General features: G+C 42.7%; 1 protein-coding gene and 1 pseudogene. Both read right to left on the bottom strand.

The genetic code is table 11. The features are described 5' to 3' along the window. On the bottom strand, positions 1-668 hold a 668-nt coding region (locus R8N28_RS26475), incomplete at its 3' end, for a LysR family transcriptional regulator (protein WP_318183821.1). Positions 669-761: 93 nt separating this feature from the next. Next, positions 762-1,109, bottom strand: a pseudogene (locus R8N28_RS26470) (arylsulfatase); the annotation flags it as partial.

Here is a 1,109-nt window from a genome sequence, read left to right as displayed (position 1 = left end):
ATGCAGTCGTTTTGAGCGACGTGGGTGAGAATACCCAAATAGTTAGATGCGACAGAATCGATATTGTTTGATTTGACGATCAAGCCCAAATGTTTTTCAAACTCAGTATCAAAACTCCATTTACTAGCAAGTACGCAATGTTTTTCGTCGCTTAACATCTCGGTGGAGATGTGATCGCCAATCCTTGGGTGACCGTTTCGACATATAACAACACAAGGCTCTCGACAAACATCTTCCACTATAATTGACGCTTCTCTGCTTTCAATATCCCCCAGTAGTAAATCCGCTTCATTACTGTAAAGCAGAGAGAATAAATGGTTTTCACTTAATGTTGACTCATGAAAAAAGACATTTTCAAGCTTGGATTGCTGAGCCGGATAGATATTTGAACAGTAAACATTGTAGGGAGCAGGTTGGGTGATCACGCTATCGATTACACTCAGCGCTTGTTGTAGTTGAGGCAGCCATTTCTGGGCCGTGCTGGTTAGCTCAATATTTCGCCCTCGTTTCGTAAATAACTTTGTGTTTGTTGTGCGCTCTAGTCGTTTAATGGAAGCACTTATCGCTGGCTGAGTTACACCTAATTTATCCGCCGCTTTCGTATAAGAAAGGCACTCGGTCACCACAATAAATGTATTGATTAAGTTTAGGTCAATGGCTTTGGACATCTTGAACTCGAGTAATGAATTGTTGGGGAAATCAACGGGAGTGCGAAGTGACTCCTGAGCCACTATTAACATAATGACTCAGGAGATTTATCGCTATTGAACGATAGAGGTTGTGACTTGTTCAATTTTTTGATTGAACTCGAATGGTGCTTGGTAGTCTTTACTCACCGCGCCACCTTCATCTTCACCAATACCCACGCCATCGTCGAGCGAGAACAAGCGGCTGTTTGTGTTAGGGATAAGTTTCTTCTCAACAAGCTTATCGTTCACGTAGAGATAAACGTTACCGCCTTTACCTCTGCCAGCTGCGTTACCTTTACCACCTTGGCCGTTCTCGTCGTAACGGAATGCCACTTTAATCTCGTTCTTGCCTTCTTTTAGTTTAGAACCAGAGACTTTAGTGTACTCGTAGGTTAACCAGTTATATTCGAAGGTTGGGAC

Source organism: Vibrio sp. Vb1554 (assembly GCF_033344235.1).
Note: the sequence above shows the minus strand (reverse complement) of the source record. Positions and strands in the feature narration are given on the sequence as shown.